Origin of the sequence: Oculatella sp. FACHB-28 (genome assembly GCF_014696015.1) — a bacterium.
In the GTDB taxonomy this organism is placed as follows: Bacteria; Cyanobacteriota; Cyanobacteriia; order Elainellales; family Elainellaceae; genus JAAUTN01.
Map to the genome: position 1 here is coordinate 133,872 of NZ_JACJPJ010000090.1, position 19,171 is coordinate 153,042.

The 19,171-nt window shown below is 49.2% G+C and carries 18 protein-coding genes and 2 pseudogenes; 12 read left to right on the forward strand and 8 right to left on the reverse strand.

What is annotated here, in order from left to right:
* The first annotated feature begins 3 nt into the window (after positions 1 to 3).
* From H6F88_RS34160 to H6F88_RS23765, 5 genes and pseudogenes are all read left to right on the forward strand, one after another.
* Positions 4 to 129, forward strand: coding sequence for a hypothetical protein (locus tag H6F88_RS34160; protein WP_277882223.1), 126 nt, complete (start codon positions 4 to 6; stop codon positions 127 to 129).
* 386 nt (positions 130 to 515) lie between these two features.
* Positions 516 to 1,715 (forward strand): annotated as a pseudogene (gene ftsZ, locus H6F88_RS23750) (cell division protein FtsZ); the annotation flags it as partial.
* A 203-nt stretch (positions 1,716 to 1,918) separates the two neighbouring features.
* Positions 1,919 to 2,476, forward strand: a pseudogene (locus H6F88_RS23755) (gamma-glutamylcyclotransferase).
* Between the two features lie 153 nt (positions 2,477 to 2,629).
* A complete protein-coding gene (locus tag H6F88_RS23760; protein ID WP_190645205.1) occupies positions 2,630 to 3,199 on the forward strand; it encodes a Uma2 family endonuclease in 570 nt (189 codons plus the stop codon).
* Positions 3,200 to 3,395: 196 nt separating this feature from the next.
* Complete coding sequence (locus H6F88_RS23765) at positions 3,396 to 3,860, forward strand: hypothetical protein (RefSeq protein ID WP_190645206.1); 465 nt, start codon at positions 3,396 to 3,398, stop codon at positions 3,858 to 3,860.
* Between the two features lie 123 nt (positions 3,861 to 3,983).
* On the opposite strand, the gene H6F88_RS23770 is transcribed toward H6F88_RS23765, so the two are convergent.
* Positions 3,984 to 6,206, reverse strand: a complete 2,223-nt coding sequence (locus H6F88_RS23770; RefSeq protein ID WP_190645207.1) for a transglycosylase SLT domain-containing protein — start codon at positions 6,204 to 6,206, stop codon at positions 3,984 to 3,986.
* A 205-nt stretch (positions 6,207 to 6,411) separates the two neighbouring features.
* Here H6F88_RS23770 and H6F88_RS23775 point away from each other — a divergent pair, with 205 nt between their 5' ends.
* Both H6F88_RS23775 and H6F88_RS23780 read left to right on the forward strand, forming a co-directional pair.
* The gene (locus H6F88_RS23775) at positions 6,412 to 7,887 is read left to right on the forward strand and encodes a leucyl aminopeptidase (RefSeq protein ID WP_190645208.1); all 1,476 of its coding nucleotides are present in this window, start codon (positions 6,412 to 6,414) and stop codon (positions 7,885 to 7,887) included.
* 263 nt (positions 7,888 to 8,150) lie between these two features.
* On the forward strand, positions 8,151 to 8,294 hold the full coding sequence (locus H6F88_RS23780) for a chlorophyll a/b-binding protein (protein WP_190645209.1): 144 nt from the start codon (positions 8,151 to 8,153) through the stop codon (positions 8,292 to 8,294).
* A 147-nt stretch (positions 8,295 to 8,441) separates the two neighbouring features.
* On the opposite strand, the gene asnS is transcribed toward H6F88_RS23780, so the two are convergent.
* A complete protein-coding gene (asnS, locus tag H6F88_RS23785; RefSeq protein WP_190645210.1) occupies positions 8,442 to 9,833 on the reverse strand; it encodes an asparagine--tRNA ligase in 1,392 nt (463 codons plus the stop codon).
* 409 nt (positions 9,834 to 10,242) lie between these two features.
* Between asnS and H6F88_RS23790 the strand changes: the two genes are divergently transcribed.
* Together H6F88_RS23790 and H6F88_RS23795 are read left to right on the forward strand one after the other, a co-directional pair.
* Positions 10,243 to 10,971: a Crp/Fnr family transcriptional regulator gene (locus tag H6F88_RS23790; protein ID WP_190645211.1), complete on the forward strand. Its 729-nt coding sequence runs from the start codon at positions 10,243 to 10,245 to the stop codon at positions 10,969 to 10,971.
* 589 nt (positions 10,972 to 11,560) lie between these two features.
* Positions 11,561 to 12,013 (forward strand): response regulator, encoded by a 453-nt coding sequence (locus H6F88_RS23795; RefSeq protein WP_190645212.1) that lies wholly within the window; start codon positions 11,561 to 11,563, stop codon positions 12,011 to 12,013.
* An 8-nt stretch (positions 12,014 to 12,021) separates the two neighbouring features.
* Here the strand turns inward: H6F88_RS23795 and H6F88_RS23800 are convergent, their stop codons facing one another.
* Positions 12,022 to 12,396 (reverse strand): DUF2203 domain-containing protein, encoded by a 375-nt coding sequence (locus H6F88_RS23800; protein ID WP_190645213.1) that lies wholly within the window; start codon positions 12,394 to 12,396, stop codon positions 12,022 to 12,024.
* A gap of 40 nt (positions 12,397 to 12,436) precedes the next feature.
* Between H6F88_RS23800 and H6F88_RS23805 the strand changes: the two genes are divergently transcribed.
* A complete protein-coding gene (locus H6F88_RS23805) occupies positions 12,437 to 12,739 on the forward strand; it encodes a DUF6439 family protein (protein ID WP_190645287.1) in 303 nt (100 codons plus the stop codon).
* 3 nt (positions 12,740 to 12,742) lie between these two features.
* On the opposite strand, the gene H6F88_RS23810 is transcribed toward H6F88_RS23805, so the two are convergent.
* Entirely contained in the window at positions 12,743 to 14,926 is a 2,184-nt protein-coding gene (locus tag H6F88_RS23810) for a CHASE2 domain-containing protein (protein ID WP_190645214.1), read from the reverse strand.
* Positions 14,927 to 15,010: 84 nt separating this feature from the next.
* On the opposite strand from H6F88_RS23810, the gene H6F88_RS23815 reads away from it, so the two are divergent.
* Positions 15,011 to 15,892: a shikimate dehydrogenase gene (locus H6F88_RS23815; protein WP_190645215.1), complete on the forward strand. Its 882-nt coding sequence runs from the start codon at positions 15,011 to 15,013 to the stop codon at positions 15,890 to 15,892.
* Positions 15,893 to 15,908: 16 nt separating this feature from the next.
* On the opposite strand, the gene H6F88_RS23820 is transcribed toward H6F88_RS23815, so the two are convergent.
* Entirely contained in the window at positions 15,909 to 16,568 is a 660-nt protein-coding gene (locus H6F88_RS23820; protein WP_190645216.1) for a hypothetical protein, read from the reverse strand.
* 279 nt (positions 16,569 to 16,847) lie between these two features.
* On the opposite strand from H6F88_RS23820, the gene H6F88_RS23825 reads away from it, so the two are divergent.
* Positions 16,848 to 17,282 carry a hypothetical protein gene (locus H6F88_RS23825; protein WP_190645217.1) on the forward strand — a complete coding sequence of 145 codons (435 nt, stop codon included), beginning with the start codon at positions 16,848 to 16,850 and terminating at the stop codon, positions 17,280 to 17,282.
* A 112-nt stretch (positions 17,283 to 17,394) separates the two neighbouring features.
* Here the strand turns inward: H6F88_RS23825 and H6F88_RS23830 are convergent, their stop codons facing one another.
* The 3 genes from H6F88_RS23830 to upp form a co-directional block, all read right to left on the reverse strand.
* A complete protein-coding gene (locus tag H6F88_RS23830) occupies positions 17,395 to 17,685 on the reverse strand; it encodes a YggT family protein (RefSeq protein ID WP_190645218.1) in 291 nt (96 codons plus the stop codon).
* Positions 17,686 to 17,897: 212 nt separating this feature from the next.
* Complete coding sequence (locus tag H6F88_RS23835) at positions 17,898 to 18,224, reverse strand: hypothetical protein (RefSeq protein ID WP_190645219.1); 327 nt, start codon at positions 18,222 to 18,224, stop codon at positions 17,898 to 17,900.
* Between the two features lie 164 nt (positions 18,225 to 18,388).
* The gene (gene upp, locus H6F88_RS23840) at positions 18,389 to 19,039 is read right to left on the reverse strand and encodes a uracil phosphoribosyltransferase (protein ID WP_190645220.1); all 651 of its coding nucleotides are present in this window, start codon (positions 19,037 to 19,039) and stop codon (positions 18,389 to 18,391) included.
* Between the last annotated feature and the right edge of the window lie 132 nt (positions 19,040 to 19,171).

Here is a 19,171-nt window from a genome sequence, read left to right on the forward strand (position 1 = left end):
TTTGTGGTTGCTCATTCTGAGATTATTGCTATTTTGGCAGCGGTTGATTCATTCAACAGCTTGAGCTTTGGGCGATCGCGCTTCCCCCAAACAATCTTTGTAAGGCTACAGTCTCAAACTTTTCGCTAGAGCAATTTCACCACTAGTTGAAATGAATGGATTAGCCCATTGATGCTTGCCTATTCCTCTGACGAATGCTACCCAGAAGTGGATTTCTATCTTTTGGATTTAGTTAAACTCCTATTTACTCCAGCTATTGTGTATTATTGGTTTTTCAAGCAACTTACCCTATAGTTGACTAGAGTTGGCGAGTAGGTAAAGTTGAGCCTCAGCCATACAAGGTTGAAGCGCTTCTCAAATAGATTAAATTACTGAGTCTTTTGAGTTCTGCCCATCTAGGCTCATAAGTTTACGGGTAGAAGGTCACTGAATTGCTTATTCTTAAGTCCTATCGCTTTAGCAGTTAGTGATTTATCACCCATGCAGTTTTTAGTAAATGAAATCAATTTACTCTTCCAGTATCAATGAACACTTCAAATCCTTTTACCAACTCTGGGCTACACTTAAGTCAGGTCCGCGATGCCAGAGCCGTGCTGGGAGAGGAATCCAGGAGCGATGAGATCGTGCCGAGCAGCATAGCCAGAATCAAAGTGATCGGGGTCGGCGGTGGTGGTTGTAACGCCGTAAACCGAATGATTGCCAGTGAGGTCGCGGGTGTAGAGTTTTGGTCGATTAATACAGATGCTCAGGCATTGGTTAATGCATCTACCCACAATCGACTTCAAGTTGGGCAAAAGCTAACTCGTGGATTGGGTGCTGGCGGCAATCCGGCAATTGGGCAAAAGGCAGCCGAAGAATCACGAGATGAGGTTGCTTCGGCGCTAGAACATGCTGACTTGGTGTTTATTACGGCTGGCATGGGTGGCGGAACAGGCACCGGCGCAGCCCCCATTGTTGCAGAAGTCGCAAAAGAGATTGGAGCTTTGACCGTCGGCGTGGTGACCCGTCCCTTTACTTTTGAGGGTAGACGGCGTACCAGTCAAGCAGACGAAGGGATTGCAGCTTTGCAGAGCAGAGTCGATACGCTGATTATGATCCCCAATGATAAGCTGCTGTCGGTGATCTCAGAGCAGACCCCCGTGCAGGAAGCATTTCGGGTTGCAGATGACATTTTGCGTCAGGGTGTTCAAGGCATCTCAGACATCATCACGGTTCCAGGGTTAGTCAACGTTGACTTTGCCGATGTGCGGGCAGTGATGGCGGATGCAGGCTCTGCGCTAATGGGCATTGGGGTTGGCTCCGGCAAGTCTAGGGCTAGAGAAGCCGCAATGACCGCAATTTCCTCGCCACTGCTCGAATCCTCAATTGATGGGGCGCGCGGGGTTGTGTTTAATATCACGGGCGGCTCTGATTTGACGCTGCACGAGGTCAATTCGGCAGCGGAAATTATTTACGAGGCAGTTGATCCCAACGCAAACATCATTTTTGGGGCGGTGATTGACGATCGCCTTCAGGGTGAGGTTCGAATTACGGTGATTGCGACGGGTTTCTCAGCTGAGCCGCAAGCTGCACCTACATCTAGAGTGACAACTCTAAAACGGAGTGTTAGCGCTCCCCCCATCACCCCTGCACCTCCAACCACGCTTTCTGAACCCAAGAACAAACCCGGTTTGGATATTCCTGAGTTTTTGCAGAGACGACGACCCACTCGGTAGAGAAATTGCTCTTAACCTCTTTATGCTCATCGAACTGTGAAAAAATCATAGTTCGATAGCTGTTCTTACAGAGATAGCGCTTGGCAATCACCCAATCTGTTAGAACTTCAATCTACGGTTTGCACGTCGGGATAGGTGGTAATTTAGAATTTGCTCTGTTACAATCACAGGTTAAAAGTGGTTAACCCATGAGATTTGTAACCATGACAGGAGTACCTGCTCAGCCCCGTTTTGTTCAGGCAACGATTTCAGAACCATTCCGAGAGCCAATGTTCTATTATTTTGCCTACGGCTCCTGCATGTGTCCGGTAGATTTGAAGCGATCGCTCGGTGAAAATGTTCACGCTCATGTGATTGGGGCTGCCACGCTAAGAGGCTATCGGTTGGGATTTTTTCGCCAATCGCGTTTAAGAAACTGCGGCGTTTTAGATGTAGTTAAAGATCCGACTGCATTTGTGGAAGGCGTTTTGTACCGATTGCCGCAGCGGTTGAGCGATCGCCTAGATTTACGTGAAGAAGGCTATTAGCACGAAATTGTGACCATTCATCATCAAGGTCAGCAATATGAGAATGTTCGCACCTACGTTGTTTTAGAGAAGCTAACTGAAGAGCTTGCTCCAAATGACTGGTATTTCAACGTGGTGCTACGGGGCGCTGTCACTTGCGGTCTGCCAGAGCAATATTGCTGGCAGTTGTTTAACCACATGCATCAGCTTCAGCAACGCCACGGGCTACAAGCTCCGCTACTACGCTCAGCCTAAAAGCAAGTTTCATCTTGCTCGTGGTAAAGGTCAGCGCTACAGCAACCAATAAATTGATATAGGTCGGATGCGCTTGTTTCTGTCTCACCTTTTTTTGCAACAGCTAGTTTGGACTAAAAGATAAACTGGGTGCGAACGACGCTTCTATACTTTATGCAAGCGAAAGAACAGCCTCACTATTCGCCGGAAGAATATTTAGCGCTTGAGGAAACTGCTGAGTTCAGGAGCGAATATTGTAATGGGCAAATTTTTCCGATGGCAGGGGGAACACCAAATCACAATCGCATCACGGTTAATTTTGGTTCTGCTTTAAGCCTTGCCTTAACTGAGCAAGACTATGACATTTTTATAAGCGATATGAGGCTCTGGATTCCTCGCAAAGGACTGTATACCTATCCAGATGTCATGGTCGTTGAAGGAGAATTGTCCTTTGTAGAAGGACGCAAAGACACTATTACAAATCCCTTGCTAATTGTCGAAGTTTTGTCCGATTCCACGAAAAATTACGATCGAGGCGAAAAATTTGAGTTTTACAGGACTTTAGCTAGCTTTCGAGAGTACGTCTTGGTGGATCAGTACAAAGTGCATGTGGAACATTGCTCAAAAACTGCAAACAATCAATGGCTGATGACTGAGTATGAGCAACTGGATGCAGTACTGTGTCTGGTTACAGTTCCATTGCAGATTCCGCTATCCAATGTCTATAGAAGGGTAGTTTTCTGAGCGATCGCCCTTCCCAGAGCTATTTTCTTCAAAGTTCTTGAGGCTTGCAGTAGCGGGGAATTAGATATTGTTAATTTCACCTTGATAGGTGATGTTAACAATACCTGTTTTTTGTGATTCTTGTTTTAGCGAAGAGTGAACGTAACCCCTGAATAGCCTAGCTTTTCTAAACAGTAGCTAGGAGGAGTATGTTTGTATGTTTAAGCTCAGCAGCATTTCGGCGATCGCACTATTAGCTCCAGTCTTATGCATATTTGGAGTTTCTCCAGCCAAATCTCAAGACGTAACTTGTAGAAATTTTTTGACTCAAGAAGCGGCTCAATCCTATTTCGTGTCAACGGGATTGCAAACGTTGGATTTTGACGGAAATGATGTCGCTTGTGAATCTCTGCCTAGCCTACAAACCTCAGATGACTTTCAGGTCGCCAATGGGCGAGAAGATAATTATGTCTATGAACTCTGGAGAACCTTGAACCATGATGACGAGATCAGGTACTATCTGACAGTTCGAGAGTTGCGACAAAGAGTTCGCCCTGAAGGGTGGACAGCAAGGCTAGGCGGCTTTCAAACAGGCTCAGACGCTCTAGTCTTTTTTGACTGCATCTATACCGATCGGGCATCTTCAACCTGTCCCGATTTATCCTCTCTTTCCTTGCGGTGAACCCTGTGTTTTGTCCCCCACGTGATGGAGTTATTCATAAGAGTTAAGAGAGAGGGCAGGGTGAAGCCTTGCCCTCTCTCCTAATTTTGGTAACTAGCCCAAGAGTTGAAAACTGCGATCGGGCTACTCGGGTAGAAAGCCCACTGTCGCGGCGTGTTCTTCAGAATACTGAGCCAGACGTTGGGAAACTTCTGGGTTATAGAGACGTAAATAGTTCCAGTAGTTTTCAAATACTGATTCGACGTAACCCTTTGTTTCGGGGAAGGGAATCTGTTCAACAAATACATCAGGGTCGCTAAAGCCAAAGCGATCGATCCAATCGGCAACACTTCCCGGTCCAGCATTGTAGCTGGCGACCGCAAATAGGGAATTGTTGTCGTACTCCCGATGGGTATAGTCCAGATACCAGGTGCCCAGAGAGATGTTGTCGTTGGGGTCACTCATCGTGTAATCTTGCAAGCCAATCTGCGAAGCAACCCAGTCTGCCGTATCTGGCATCACCTGCATTAGCCCAACTGCACCCGCCACGGATTCAATTTTGGGCTCAAATCGTGACTCTTGCCGAATTAAAGCTGTCACCAGCATCGGATTAAGCTGCCGCTGCTGTGACCAGGAATTGATCGGTTCTAAGAATGGAAAAGGGTAAAGCGCTTGCCAGTAGCCTGTCTGACGTTTGAGTGCCTGATATTCAAGCTCTTCCTCTGGCTTTTCGCGCCACTCCAGGCTAGAAACCATGAAAATGCCGTCTAGATTGTCTCCCACACCAAGACGCATTAGCCCATCCGTGAATTGTTGAGCAACGGTAGGCTGTACTGGGTTGTCAAATTCAACTTGCCAGATTGACCAGGCATCGCGGTATTGTCCCAGACGATAAAGCTCCTGTAGTGCGGCTGACCCGGCAGGTGGGACAGGTTGGCTAATCGGTTTGACCACCTGCGGAATCTGTTGCCGCACGGTGGTGAAGTCGCCTACATCCCAACCCAGTGTGGATGCCGATCGCCATGCATAATAAGACCCGGGATAGTGTGTCAGGACATACTCAAAAGCTTTGTTTGCTTCTGCCTGCTGACCCATCTGAATTGCCCATTTGCCTACCCAGTAAGCAGCTTCAGGGGCTAATTCGCTGTCGCCATTTTCGGTAACAATTTGCCGTGCCCATTCCCATGCTGTTCGGGCATCGCCTGCTGTCGCCGCTCGTTCTGCCTGCTTCCAGCGCAGTTCTGCGGCTGCCTCAGAATTGCTGTACTGAGTCAAGATAGACTGCCGTGCCTGACTTGCAGACTCAGGGCTTTGCATTGCCTCCAACACGTCTGCCCTTTCGGCGAGTGCTTCAGCAGCGCGGTCGGGAAAACGCTCAATCACAGTATCCAGGTAAATTAAGGCATCCTGTGGCTTGTCAGTTAGCTCTGCCATTTTAATCAGAGCGGTTGCGGTTTCGTCAGCATCAGGAAATTCTTGCGTTAGCTGGTAGTAAGCTTTGAGTGCATCAGAGTAGCGTTCTCCTAACTGGGCACCGCGCCCAGTCCGGTAGGCATTTAGGGAAGTGCGAGGCGCTTTGGCGTAGGCTGAGCCAGCGCTGCCGTAGTAGCCATTTTCCCAATAGGCAAAGGCGATCGCCTCCCAGTCTTCCGGTTGAAGCTGGCTACCGTACTCATTCACCAACCGATCCAAAATGGAAGTAATTTCAGGTAAGTAATGCCCATGCTTTGCCAGAACCAACAGCATTGAAAGCTGGTTTGGGTCTTGGCTGAGGCGAGTTTTAGCAATTTCAATGCTGCGGGGATGGGCGGGGAATTTGGCGATCGCCTGATCCCAGTACTGCGGGTCACTCTGCCCCAGCGCAAACAACGCCTCCGCTGTAACCGGATCATCAGGATATTCCGTCCAAAGCTGCTGCCACATTGCCGTTGCTGCTGCCGGGTTGCCGCTTGCCGTGTGTGCTTGCGCCCGCTTGTAGAGAATCTGCGGTGCCAGAGCAGCATAGTCTTGCTCCAGATCTTCCAGCCAAGGCAGCGCTGACCCTGCCTGTCCCTGCTGAATCAAGTCACTGGCGAGAAGATAGCGTGCTCGATTGCGATCGGGCGAAGGGGAACCGCTCGCAATTTCCTCTAGTTGAGCGGCCCGTTCTGTCACTGATACTGACACCAGGGGCAACACAGCGGAGGTTGTATCCTGGCTCAAATCCAGTTCACCGGTTGCCTGCTCAGTGACAAACCATTGCTTGACCAGGGGTTGCTCTAAGACTAAATCGCTCAATCTGGATGCAGAGAAAGTAGCACCCATAGTTAAAGCTGCCAGCCCTGCGCCAACAGCTAAGAAAACCTGATTCTTACGTTGCTTTAGCATGAAGTCTGGCTAAACCTGCAATTCTTAGATTGAATGACTGCTAGCGTCCCAAGGATCGTTCTGTCTTTCACAGCATGATAACAATCCTTAATTGATTGTGACCGTCTTTAGACAGCGATCGCCCTCTTCCTGATGCAGCCCAAACTCAGCTCAAATCAAAATTGAGCAATACTGGACGTATTGATGCTTTCAGGTAGCGGGAGAAATGAATCTTCTAGGGACAGATACGCCACGCTTAAGTTGGTCTGGAGATTTGCTGGTCATTGGTTTATTTGAAGATGCTGTAGATTTGACGGGCGATCTGGCAGAGCTAGATACCAAGCTGTCCGGCACCTTAACCGAACTGATTGGAGAAGCCGAGTTTAAAGGAAAAGAAGGCAGCAGCGCAGTGACCCGAGTCGGCGCAGGTAGCCCTATTCGCAAGATTGCAGTATTGGGTTTAGGTAAACCCGAATCATTGAAGCTGGAAAGTCTGCGTCGAGCTGCCGCAGCCGCCGTTCGCCTGGCGAAGAAAGAAAAGAGTAAAACGGTGGGGGTAAGTCTGCCTCTGTGGAATAGCGATGCGGCAATAAGTGCCCAGGCGATCGCCGAGGGAATCGAACTCACCCTGCATCAGGACAATCGCTTTAAGTCGGACGAAGATAAAGACAAAGCTCCTCCGCTTGAGCAAATCGATCTGCTTGGCTTTAACGGTCAGGATGAGGCGATCACCCGTGCCCGCCAGATAGCCTTAGGTGTCATTCTCGCTAGGGAACTGGTGGCAGCCCCAGCCAACATCGTTAACCCCATTGTCATGGCAGAAACCGCAGCGGCGATCGCTAACGAATTTGGCTTAGAGCTACAGATTCTTGAGCGAGAAGACTGCGAGAAGTTAGGGATGGGTTCTTTTTTGGGCGTTGCTCAAGCTTCTGACCTGCCGCCTAAATTTATCCACCTCACCTATCGCCCTGAGGGAACACCCCGCCGCAAACTGGCGATCGTCGGCAAAGGGCTGACCTTTGACTCTGGTGGGCTCAACATCAAAGGACCAGGCAGCGGTGTAGAAATGATGAAGACCGACATGGGTGGGGCCGCCGCAACGCTCGGTGCTGCAAAGGCGATCGGGCAGATTAAGCCCGATGTTGAAGTTCACTTCATTAGTGCTGTAACCGAGAACATGATCAGTGGTCGGGCTATGCGCCCCGGCGACATTCTCACTGCCTCTAATGGCAAAACCATTGAAGTCAATAACACTGACGCTGAGGGCCGTTTGACCCTGGCAGATGCGCTGGTGTTTGCCGAAAAGCTAGGCGTAGATGCCATTATCGATCTGGCAACCCTAACCGGAGCCTGCATTGTTGCACTCGGTGATGATATTGGCGGGTTGTGGAGCGAAGATGAGGCGATCGCCACCCAGCTTACCCAAGCCGCCGAACGTTCTGGCGAAAAGTTTTGGCGAATGCCTATGGAAGAAAAATACTTCGACGGCTTAAAGTCTGTTGTAGCCGATATGAAAAATACTGGCCCGCGTGCTGGAGGCGCAATCACAGCCGCCCTCTTCCTCAAACAATTCGTTAAAGAAACCCCCTGGGCCCATCTAGACATCGCTGGGCCTGTGTGGAAGGAAAAGGAAAATGGCTACAACAACCCCGGAGCTACGGGTTTCCCGGTTCGGACGTTGGTGAATTGGGTGTTGAGCTAAGGGGTTAGGGGGCAGGGGCTAGGGGCTAGGGGAGCGCTAAAGCCCCTTCTGAAGACTCTGCCTCCGTAGTTCCCAAGCCCAGCTTAGGAACAGGTAAAAACTTGCAAAGACTCGGCAACAAAGGTAGGTAGAAGGAAATATGCCCTAGCCCCCAGTCCCTAGCCCCTTACTTAACAATCCCTTTTGTAAAGAAATATTGCAACTCCAAGAACTTCCGTGTTAACTTCTATTTACAAGAGTTGACTTAACTGAGGATTGCTGTCATGGAAGCTCAAGAGCCTAAGTTTGGATTTACCCGGTTTGCTGAAACTTGGAACGGTCGCTTGGCAATGATTGGTTTCGTCGTGGGTTTGGCTACCGAATATGTGACTGGTCAGGGCATCCTCTCTCAACTGGGCTTGATGTAATTATTCCTGCCAAGTTTAGTTAACAATTCATCAATAGCAAAGGGGCGCACACTGTGCGCCCCTTTGCTATTGGGTATCACGAGAGTTAGAAAAAAATGGGAGAGGGTTAAGCCTTTTTTTGCTAACTTGAGTACCAGCGGAATGTGTCTAAAATTCGGCGCTAAGCGGAGTTCTGGGAAAAGGAATCACGTCACGGATGTTGCTCATCCCCGTCATGAACTGCACAACCCGCTCAAAGCCTAAGCCAAATCCGGCATGGGGCACTGTGCCATAGCGGCGTAGGTCAAGATACCACCAGAGGTCTTCAGGATTCATGCCCTGCGCTTGAATCCTCCGTTCCAGCACGTCAAAACGCTCTTCCCGTTGAGAGCCGCCAATGATTTCGCCGATCTTAGGAGCTAACACGTCCATTGCTCTGACGGTCTTCTCATCGTCGCTGAGGCGCATGTAAAAAGCTTTGATTTCCGTAGGGTAGTCCGTCACGATGAGCGGCTTTTTGAATAGCTCTTCTGCCAGGTAGCGCTCGTGTTCGGACTGCAAGTCCAAACCCCAGGAAACGGGATACTCAAAGGTACGATCGCTCTTTTCTAGTAGGGCGATCGCCTCTGTATAAGTAATTCGCTCAAACTCGTTGTTGATAATATTGTCTGCTGTCGCCAGCACCGAGTCATCAATCCGCTGGTTAAAGAACTCCATATCTTCTGGGCAAGCTTCCAGCACATACTTAAAGATGTGTTTGAGAAAGTCTTCTGCCAGGTTCATGTTGCCTTCCAGGTCGCAGAAAGCCATCTCCGGCTCGACCATCCAAAACTCTGCTAGGTGGCGTGATGTATTCGAGTTTTCGGCTCGGAAAGTCGGGCCAAACGTGTAAACATTGGAGAACGCCAGCGCCATTGCCTCGACCTGAAGCTGTCCACTGACAGTGAGGTAAGCCTGTCTGCCAAAGAAATCTTGGCTAAAGTCTACTTTCTGATCCTTGGTCAGAGGCACTTTCTGTAAATCCAAGCTGGTGACGGTAAACAGTTCTCCTGCCCCTTCACAGTCATTTGCAGTAATGATTGGCGTGTGAATCCACAGAAAGCCTCGCTCTTGAAAGAACTGGTGAATGGCGGCAGCACAGGCATTGCGAACCCGTAGTACAGCTCCGATCGTGTTGGTGCGCGATCGCAAATGTCCCATCGTTCGCAAAAACTCAAACGAATGGCGCTTCTTCTGCAACGGATAAGTTTCTGGATCGGCTTCCCCTTGAACGGTGACGCTTTCTGCCTTCATCTCAATCCGTTGACCTTTGCCCGGAGATGGCACCAACACTCCCGATACTTCTAAAGCAGCGCCCGTATTCAACCGCCGAACCACTTCGGCATAATCCGGCAAATCTTGATTGATCACGACTTGAAGGCTAGCCAGAGAGGAGCCATCATTCACCTCAACAAAGGAAAACCCTTTCAATTCCCGCTTAGTTCGCACCCAGCCCTGAATTTTGACCGCTTCGTCAGGCTGCCCGGTTTTTAAGAGTGTTGCAATGCGTTGAGTCGTCATGGCGGAAATCACAAGGTTAGAAGAATGGTGAATTTGGAAAAGAACGCAGATTCCTTTTCTCATATTGCCTCAGAGAGCTAAAGTTCTGTGGCAAATGCAAGAACTGCTTCCTGGGAGGAGCGGCAGGTGTGAAAAATGAAAAAGCTAGAAAATGCAAGCATTCTTTCGTTAAAGAGCGATTTTACCCCGAGTTTCAGAGTACGTTACCGAACAGACAGGTTTACGCCCTTAATCAATAATCTGTGTACAGAATTAGTGTGGTAATTCTCTGTTTAGCTAAGCGGAAGTGACTGAAAAATGATCCTTAACCTTGAGAGATGGAAAAACGGTAATGTTTTTCATAGTATGTTTCTCCCTGTATACTGTCTGCCATTCTCTTTTTAAGTAAGGCTTAGTTTAGAAACGCCCAATGTCTGAGCCTGAAATTTTCAATAAACCCAAGAATCACTTACTAGCTGCCCTGCCTGATGAAGACTACCAGCGCCTCTTACCTCACTTGGAGGAGGTTCAGCTTCCGTTGAGAAAAATCCTCTATGAGCCAGGTGAAACTCCTAGCGCAGTTTACTTTCCCAATAATGCGATGGTTTCCCTCGTTGCGACGATGGAAGATGGAGCAACCGTTGAAGTTGGGCTGGTAGGTGCTGAGGGCGTAATTGGTTTGCCTATTGTTTTGGGCGGTAAAGCAACTGTCTACCAAGCAATCGTGCAGCTTCCTGGCACTGGAACGAGGCTAGATGCCGATATCTTTAAAGCTGAATTTGAACGGGGCGAATATCTGCAAAGGTTGGTGTTGCTCTACACCCAGGCATTGCTCACTCAGGTTTCACAGAATGCGGTTTGCAACCGTTTACACACTATCGACGAACGGTTGGGACGCTGGTTGCTATCTGTTCAAGATTCCTTGGAAGCAGATGAGCTACCGCTGACCCAGGAGTTTATTTCGCAAATGCTGGGAACCCGCCGAGCTAGCGTTACCGTGGCTGCGGGAAGTTTGCAAGAGCAGGGAATCATCAGCTATAGCCGAGGCAAGATCACGATTCTCAATCGGGAACGGCTTAGAGAGAAGTCCTGCGAGTGCTACAACGTGATTAGCGGTGAGTTTAATCGGCTATTAGGACTTAAGAGGAATTCGTCTTAAATAAGCTCGTCTAGTTGGGGCGATCGCCCCATGCTTGAGCTGCTATATGTACGCAGATGAACAGACAAGTGCACAGTCGACTGGTATCGTATTACCGATGTTAGGTTTGAAAAAGTTGCTCAGGCTTACTAGTACTCATTTCTGCTTATTCCGGTTTGTGACTGTATGAATATAGAGAGCGGTTCTGTTGTTCTCTTTCATCCAGGTTCATCCAAGCCAGCAGATATGAGTGTAGGGTTAGTCTTTTAGAAAGCATTTTGTTTGCTGTAAGTCTTATTACACCTTGTCTTAAATAAGTTTTAGCTGAAAGTTCGTTAATGCATCAGGTGGGAGATTTTTGAGTCAACTTGAATGAGTAGAGCCGTCATAGAAAACGGGTGCAAAGGTTCTGCATGTATATCGTGCAGTTTCTAAGCCTAAGTACAGATAAAAGTTCTACCTGAACCGCAGAGCTTTTTATCGGTGTATTGTTGCATGTCTCTCTAAGCAAGTTAACTCCACAATCGAGCGAGTTATTAGTGTTTGCTAATTCACGCTTTGGTTCCACCTAGCCTTTCAACCGTGTAGCTTGAAAAGGGTAGAGCAACTAATGACATTGCCTATCAGGGACGATTTCAGTGTTCGTGAACCAACCTCTCAAAATGTGCCGTTGCTGAATGGGCTGCGGTTGTTGATTGTAGACGACGATCCAGATACCCGATGCCTGTTTGCCCTTGTCTTAGAAGAAGATGGAGCAGAGGTAATTGTGGCAGCTTCGGCAGATGAGGCGATGGATGCCGTTGAGCAGCATCAGCCAGATGTAGTGGTTAGCGATATTTTAATGCCCTGTACAACGGGCTATGACCTGCTTCGTCAGGTTAAAGATCTAGACGCACGTCGGGGCAAGCAAACTTTGGCGATCGCCGTCACAGCACTCGCAGGGCATGAAGAACGTGCCCGTGCCCTAGAAGCAGGGTTTAGTGGCTATTTGCCGAAGCCTGTAAATATCGACAACCTGTCAGCTGCTGTTGCGATTTTGGCAGGACGGGCGATCGCCGTTTAACCCCAGACTTACTCAGCAAAGTATCTAAGCAGCCAACCTACAACAATTCCCAGCCCACCAAATCGGACTGCCTGCCAAAATACCTCCTTTAGCCCGTTCCAGGAAAAGAGCTGGCTTTCTAGCGCAACTTCTAATTCCTCTAGCTGTTGTTGGATTTGCAGAAGCTCAGCTTTTAGCTCTCGTGAACGGATTTGCTTGAGTTCTCGCTGTGTTTGACTGAGCCGTTGCTGAAGCTGAAGCTGCCGCTGTTGGTCGGCTTTAACTTGAGCATAGCGGGCTTTTAGAGCTTGTAGCGATCGCTCCACCTCAGCTAATGTTTGCTCAAATTCCCGATCGTCAGTCTCATCGGGAGATGGTGAAGGAGAATCTTGGGACGGCTTCATGCTGGCGTAGTAGAGTAGGGACAGTTAGCTCATGAATAGTATGCCTGACTCACCGCTTCATTCGATTCAGTTTTCTCCCCTATCCACTGCCAAAACGGGCAACGTGTCGGAGTTGAGTACGTTGGAACTGGCGCAAGCACTAGCAGAACGGCTGGCGATCGCCCCCAATGACTGGCATCGGCTCAAGTCAAACCGCAAGGCAAGAGCCGCAGAACAGGCGGCGATCGCTCTGGTATACCTGCTCAGCGACCAGTCTGAGGAATCCTTGCTCAGACTACAGCAAGCTGCCGGATGGCTCGATCGCAGTATCTCAGCACCTCCCTGCCCAACGCATGGGAAATAGAACCTAGCCCCTCCCCCGGGGCAACGTTCTCGTCTCTATCGTTTGCCACATTACTTTAGTTTGAATCAGCGGCGGCTGAGGTTTGTAGCTGCGATAAACAGTTACTACGCTAATGGTGGACACCAAGGCGATCGCAGGAGCTACAACGGGCACCCAGCCACCAATGACAAAGATAAACAGTGCCGTTCCAGTGAGCACGATCAGCATCCCGACGCTGCTCGCGCCTAGACTCACGGGGTGGCGAACCATCCAAGCAACACAGCCACCAGCGATCGCCCAACCTGCTACCCAAATCATCTCCAGCCAATCCGGCCAGTACCAAAAAGGCTGTTGCCCATCCATCGCAGCACTGAGAATTTGACTGACCATTTGAGCATGGACGATTACTCCTGGCATTCGATAGTCAGTCTGACGGACGGCGCTGTAGGGCGTATTAAACAAATCTTTGCCGCTGGGAGCAGTTGTGCCGATTAACACAATTTTGTCGCGAACCCAGTCCGGCTCAATTTTGCCGTTCATCACATCAGTGAAAGAAACTTGTCTAGCTACATTTGTCGCAGCACGGTAGTTCAGCATCACCTGATAGCCACCCCAATCCGCTTTCTGATAGCCACCTGCTGTCGGTTCTAGGGGCAGAAATACCGTATTGCCCAACTGCATATTGTCAGAGTTAGCTTCACTTGGACGAGGCTCGACATTTTCTGCTGCTAAGTACTTAAAAGCTAATCGCAGTCCAAAAGAGTAATATACTCCTTGCTCGTTGCTGCCGATCAGCAGATGCCGACGGATGACATCATCGTTGTCGATCGCAAAATCATTAAATCCAACTCGCTCTTCAGGCACACCCGGCGGAGGCGGAATGTAATCTGCTTCAGAGGTGCCCAGTTTAGTAATGGCGATAATATCGTCAGACTGCTGCAGTACTTGCAATAGCTCTTGATGTCCGGGTTCTTGAGGAAGCTCCCGATATAGATCAAGCCCTATCACACGAGGTTGATAACCCTGTAGGGTTTGCAATACCTGAGTCACAGAGGCATCGGAAGGGGTAGGTCGCCCTAGCGCTTGAAGATCGGCTTCAGTAATGGCAACGACCAGCAGCCGAGGGTCTGGTGGGGCATCTTTGCGAAGCCGCGTCATCTGGTCAAAAGCCGCAATTTCTGGATTTTGGAGCCAACTCATTTCTCGGGCACCCAGAACCATACTGGTGATAGCGAGGGTAGCGATCGCCACCACTTTTAACCCCAACTTAACTCGCTGTGTCAAAGTTTCTGCTAGTGCCAGCATCGTTTGCTCACGCATCATCACTTCTGGCATGAGCATTGACGGCAGTAAGGCTTGTGGCGTGGAAGTCAGGTCTGTAGGCAACTCAGATAGCCGATCTAGCGCCCACAGCACCTCACTCGCAGACTGGTAGCGTTTGCTAAAGTGGTGTCGCACCATTTGACTGAGAATAAACGCTAAGCCGGGGCTAATGCTGGCGTAATCTTCCCAAATCAGTTCGGAGGTTTCTGGGTCTTCGGGCAGTTGGGAAGGCTGCAAGCCCGTTACTGCCTGAATTGCAGTGACACCCAATGCGTAAATGTCGCTGCTAAAACGAGGTTTACCTAAAAGCTGTTCGCCCGGTGTATAACCTTGAGTACCAATGCCGACCGTGAAACCTGTCTGCCCTGACTCGCCCTGAATTTGAGTGCGAATCTCCTTGACGGCTCCAAAATCGATCAAGACAATTTTGCCATCTTGTCGTCGTCGAATCAGGTTGCCAGGTTTGATGTCGCGATGGATGACCTGATTTTTGTGGATAAACTCCAGCACGCCCAGCACATCTTTGAGTAAAGCAACGACTTCTGCTTCATTCAAACGGCTAGCACGAGAAATTTCTTCGCTCAGCGGATGTCCGTCGATGAATTCTTGAACCAGGTAGAATTCTCGATTTTCCTCGAAAAAGCCCAATAGCTCAGGAATCTGGTCGTGTTGTCCCAGTTTGCCAAGGGCCCCAACTTCGGTATCAAACAGGCGACGAGCTACTTCAAGAAACTTGCTGTCTCGACTAGCGGGCTTAAAATGCTTAATGACGCAGCGCAAACCACCGGGATGCTGAATGTCCTCTGCGAGATAAGTTTGACCAAATCCGCCAGCTCCCAATGCGGTGATGAGTTTGTATCGCCCACCCAGTAACGTCCCTAGCATGGTAGCTCAACGTGCATGTTTAATGATTCTTACACAGAATCTTCGATCGGCATCAAGACCCTAAACTTTTAGGTTAATCTTCCTATGGCTAAAAATACAAGGATCACGGCAACAACGAAATTGTTAGGCGTAATTGGCTACCCGATCGCTCACTCCCTATCCCCCGTCATGCACAATGCCGCGATCGCCCATTTGGAAGCTGACTATGCTTATTTGCCCTTTCCGGTGCCGCCCGAACATCTAGAGCAGGCGATCGCAGGCTTTGCTGCAACTGGGGTGCAGGGCTTCAACGTCACTATTCCCCACAAGCAGGCAGTTATACCATTTCTGTCAGAAATTTCTGAGATTGCTCAAGCAGTCGGAGCCGTTAACACGGTCTACCGCACTGAGCGAGGCTGGGGCGGCACTAACACCGACGTAACCGGATTTCTAACTCCCCTCTACATCCACCAGCGGCACTGGAACCAAAATATCGCCGTTGTTTTGGGAAATGGTGGAGCCGCCAGAGCCGTTGTTGCAGGTTGTGCCCAGCTTGGCTGTACCCAGGTGCAGGTGGTGGGACGCGATCGCCAAAAGCTTGAAGCCTTTCATCATGGTTGGGTGAATTCTCCCCTTTCTCCTACGCTTTCTGTTCATCTCTGGGAGGAACTGCCCCAACTGCTGCCCCAGGCAGATCTGCTGATCAACACAACGCCGATTGGAATGCACCCTCACAACGATGCCTCTCCGTTAACGCTGGATGAGATGAAGTTGCTAAAAGTAGAGACGATCGCCTATGACCTGATTTATACACCACGCCCTACAACCTTCTTGCAGCTCGCTGAGAAACAAGGAGCGATCGCCATTGATGGTTTGGAAATGCTGATACAGCAAGGGGCTGCTGCTCTCCAACTTTGGCTCGGTCAACCTGTTCCTGTAGAGGTGATGCGGCGAGCATTGAAAGAAGTTTTGAGTTTTGAGGTCTAAGTTTATCCTCGTCGTTCTATTTCAGCCAGCGCCAGTTATATCGATTCCATTCGTAAACACCCTGGATTTCGTATTCCATGCCGTTGTCAAAGCGAATCATGCAGTTTGTGTAGGTGCTATAGCTTGCAGGCATGATGCCGTTGCTATCAGAAGCTTGGCTGACGTGAATCACTGTGCAGCCAAACCACTCTCGGCTGCAGGGGCCCTCTTCCTGCACCCATTCCCAGAGATTGTTAGACACTTCGATGCGATCGCCCAGTTTTAGCGATACAGCGGTTTCTGCATACTCCGCAACGTGGAAAGGCTGCACTTGCTCTAACCATTGCGGTCCATACAAATCGCGAATAAATTGAATTGCTCCTGACTCACGCCCCTCTAGCCAATCGTTTAGCAGTTGCACCTTCCAAGGAATTCCCTCTTGCTCTTGCATCTGGATAAATTGCAACAAAGCTGTTCGCTGCTCAGGCGTTAGCTCATTTAGCGGATTCTCAGCCTCAATTGGGGAGTCTATTTCGCTACTACCGTTCTGTGAAGCTGTCCCTGCCGACTGACTTTGGCTCAGGGCGATCGCTGCCGCCAAAAGAATTTGCTTTTGTTCAGCCTCAAGTGGGTATCCGGCAGCCTCACACTCGCCAAAAGCTGCTTTTAAGACGGCTTCAATTTCGGCTTTGGTCATAGCAAATACTAGACACAAATATTGAGTAGATGCAAATGTTAGGCACAGTGCCTATGACTTTTCCTTGGGCTGACTTCAATGTAAAAAAACAAACATCCAGCGTTCATCTCAAATTAGGATGATTAACTCTAACTTAACGAATTTATAAACTGCAAAGTCTTCCAGTATGCTCCTCTTTAGGATGATTTATTGCTGCCCTTCCAGCGTTTCTCAAATCAATTCACGCTAAGCTGAGAAATGTTAGATCACTTCATATATTTGAACTTTAAGGTTGAGTCTATGCAGTCCCGAGTACTAATTGTTGCTATTGTATCTTGCTGTATTTGGCTGCTGAGCTGGGTTTCAACTCCTGCTGCGTGGGCACTTACTCAGATTAAATTGTCTGATTTGTCTTATCACGAATGCCCCGCCGATATCGCAGAAGGAACCGTCACGCCAGGAGGCGCAAGTCGAGCAGCAAATTGCTTTATCATCACTGGCAAGGCTCAGAACGACTCAGGTAAGCCCGTTCTCAATGCCGATATTTTCGGGCGTATCTATGATGCCAATAACAACCCCGTAATGCAGAACCGCACGCGGCTTGGCTCCATTGAGGAGGTCCCTCCAGGAGCGAGTGACTTTGAACTGCGTGTCACCGTTGCAGCCAATCAGCCCACACCGCTGAAGCTAGAGCAGTTCAAAGCATCTGGCTTTGTTGGCAAGGTTCGACGATAGTTTTGAGTACCTAATCTTCAAGCGGGAAGGGAATAATAAATAGCAAACAGGGGTTTGGCACTGCCAGACCCCTGTTTGTGTTTGCTGTGAATTGTTTGCTGTGAAGCGTCAACTAGTACATTGCCAATTGTCCGCCACCTGCCAATCCTGTGACTGCTTGAGCAACAAAACCAAGCAGAAAAATGGCAAGCATTGGGGACAGATCGATGCCACCCAGCGGGGGAATAAAAGAGCGAAAGACGTTGAGGTAAGGGTCGGTCAATTGACTGAGAATAGAAAATGGAGGATTCATCCAGTTGATGGTAGGAAACCAACTCAACAGGATGCGAATGAACAGTAGAGCGATATAGATTCTCAAGAAGATACTTATCGGCTCGGCAATCAGAGTAATCGGGTCAGTCATGGATACTGCGCTTTCCTAAGCTATAGGAACTTGTTGGCTAAAGGTATGAATAACCTAGACATGAATTCAGTCTAACGGATACCTGTAGCCTCAGGATGAATCAATCAGTACAACTCTGAAGTTCAAGTAGCTTGGCAGGAAGGGTTAGGGCGAGGGCGAGGGGCGAGGGGCAAAAAGTATTTCACCTCATCCTTCATCTCTTCTTGTTGCTCCTAATCTCTGGCGATCGCCCGCTCTCCTCCCTCATGCTTAGGCATACCGTTGGTGCTACTGAGTTGCTGACGCACATCATCAATTGCCTCATTCAGTTCAGCAATTTTGCCTTCTAATCCACGGCGGGCCGCTTCAATGCTCTGCTCAGTGGGAGGGCTAAATGGACGCCTGCGGACTGCTTTATCTTTAAGCTTAGGAAAATCCTCAGATGAGGTTTCGTCCTGGGTGAGCTTAGAGCTAACCACTGCGCCTAAGACGCCACCTACTACACCGCCGACAACAGTTCCTAGTAAAAACCCGCCAAGAAAACTATCACGCTGACTCATAATTAACCACTGAAAGAAACTCGGAGTGATTTCTGATGACTCCCTCACAGCTTACTCGCTAGAAGAGGAGGTTGCCCACCAAAAAGTTGCCTACAATGCTGACGTTTAGGCTCAGAAGAAAATTCTATCTTTACCTATGTTGATCTAGGTTTGAGCATGAATATTTAGGTGCCAAAGGTGCGATCGCCTGCATCTCCCAACCCGGGAACAATGTAGCCCTTGTCGTTTAGCCCTTCGTCAATTGTGGCTGCATAAATATTCAATCCTGGATAAGCAGCACCCAGTTTTTGTAAAGCTGTAGGTGCTGTGACCACCGAAATAATACGCACTAGTTCTGGGTCGGCTCCCCGTTTTACCAACTCAGCCATTGCTGCCAGACTGCTTCCGCCCGTTGCCAGCATCGGCTCGCTAACCAGAATTCGGGTTTGGGGTGCAAATTGCTCTGGGAGCTTGTTTAAATAGCAGGTTGCTTCCAGCGTTTCCTCATTCCGCACCAGACCGAGGTGATAAACCGAAGCAAGCGGCAACAACGCCTGTGCTCCCTCCAAAAGAGCTAACCCAGCACGTAGAATAGGCACCACCGCAACTGGAATTTCTGGATTAATAAACGTTGCTGGGCAGGACGCAAGCGGAGTTTGCACCGTTGTTTCCACAATAGGTAGCCAATCGCGAATTGCTTCGTAGGTCAACCAGCGCCCCAGTTCAGTCATAGCGCTGCGAAAGAGAACGGAGGGAGTCGATTCATCACGAGCAACAGCTAGCCAGTGTCTAATCAGCGGGTGAGGTGGAACGTGAACGCGCAGTTGGGGAGCCATTGCCAGAAAAAAAGACGGTAGTTATGCAGAAATTTGCCCTAATCATACTCTGTTCTTGTGAGGCAATATTCAGCATTGCTCAAACTTGCTAGCTTCCACAAAGTCCATTTATCTAGTCAGCCCAGCCAGCAT

What these genes read in the sequence shown, in the direction of transcription:
- H6F88_RS23760 (WP_190645205.1), top strand. Translation starts at nt 2,630, where the DNA reads ATGCAAGCGAAAGAACAGCCTCACTATTCGCCGGAAGAATATTTAGCG.
- H6F88_RS23765 (WP_190645206.1), top strand. Translation starts at nt 3,396, where the DNA reads ATGTTTAAGCTCAGCAGCATTTCGGCGATCGCACTATTAGCTCCAGTC.
- H6F88_RS23770 (WP_190645207.1), bottom strand. Translation starts at nt 6,206, where the DNA reads ATGCTAAAGCAACGTAAGAATCAGGTTTTCTTAGCTGTTGGCGCAGGG.
- H6F88_RS23775 (WP_190645208.1), top strand. Translation starts at nt 6,412, where the DNA reads ATGAATCTTCTAGGGACAGATACGCCACGCTTAAGTTGGTCTGGAGAT.
- H6F88_RS23780 (WP_190645209.1), top strand. Translation starts at nt 8,151, where the DNA reads ATGGAAGCTCAAGAGCCTAAGTTTGGATTTACCCGGTTTGCTGAAACT.
- asnS (WP_190645210.1), bottom strand. Translation starts at nt 9,833, where the DNA reads ATGACGACTCAACGCATTGCAACACTCTTAAAAACCGGGCAGCCTGAC.
- H6F88_RS23790 (WP_190645211.1), top strand. Translation starts at nt 10,243, where the DNA reads ATGTCTGAGCCTGAAATTTTCAATAAACCCAAGAATCACTTACTAGCT.
- H6F88_RS23795 (WP_190645212.1), top strand. Translation starts at nt 11,561, where the DNA reads ATGACATTGCCTATCAGGGACGATTTCAGTGTTCGTGAACCAACCTCT.
- H6F88_RS23800 (WP_190645213.1), bottom strand. Translation starts at nt 12,396, where the DNA reads ATGAAGCCGTCCCAAGATTCTCCTTCACCATCTCCCGATGAGACTGAC.
- H6F88_RS23805 (WP_190645287.1), top strand. Translation starts at nt 12,437, where the DNA reads ATGCCTGACTCACCGCTTCATTCGATTCAGTTTTCTCCCCTATCCACT.
- H6F88_RS23810 (WP_190645214.1), bottom strand. Translation starts at nt 14,926, where the DNA reads ATGCTAGGGACGTTACTGGGTGGGCGATACAAACTCATCACCGCATTG.
- H6F88_RS23815 (WP_190645215.1), top strand. Translation starts at nt 15,011, where the DNA reads ATGGCTAAAAATACAAGGATCACGGCAACAACGAAATTGTTAGGCGTA.
- H6F88_RS23820 (WP_190645216.1), bottom strand. Translation starts at nt 16,568, where the DNA reads ATGACCAAAGCCGAAATTGAAGCCGTCTTAAAAGCAGCTTTTGGCGAG.
- H6F88_RS23825 (WP_190645217.1), top strand. Translation starts at nt 16,848, where the DNA reads ATGCAGTCCCGAGTACTAATTGTTGCTATTGTATCTTGCTGTATTTGG.
- H6F88_RS23830 (WP_190645218.1), bottom strand. Translation starts at nt 17,685, where the DNA reads ATGACTGACCCGATTACTCTGATTGCCGAGCCGATAAGTATCTTCTTG.
- H6F88_RS23835 (WP_190645219.1), bottom strand. Translation starts at nt 18,224, where the DNA reads ATGAGTCAGCGTGATAGTTTTCTTGGCGGGTTTTTACTAGGAACTGTT.
- upp (WP_190645220.1), bottom strand. Translation starts at nt 19,039, where the DNA reads ATGGCTCCCCAACTGCGCGTTCACGTTCCACCTCACCCGCTGATTAGA.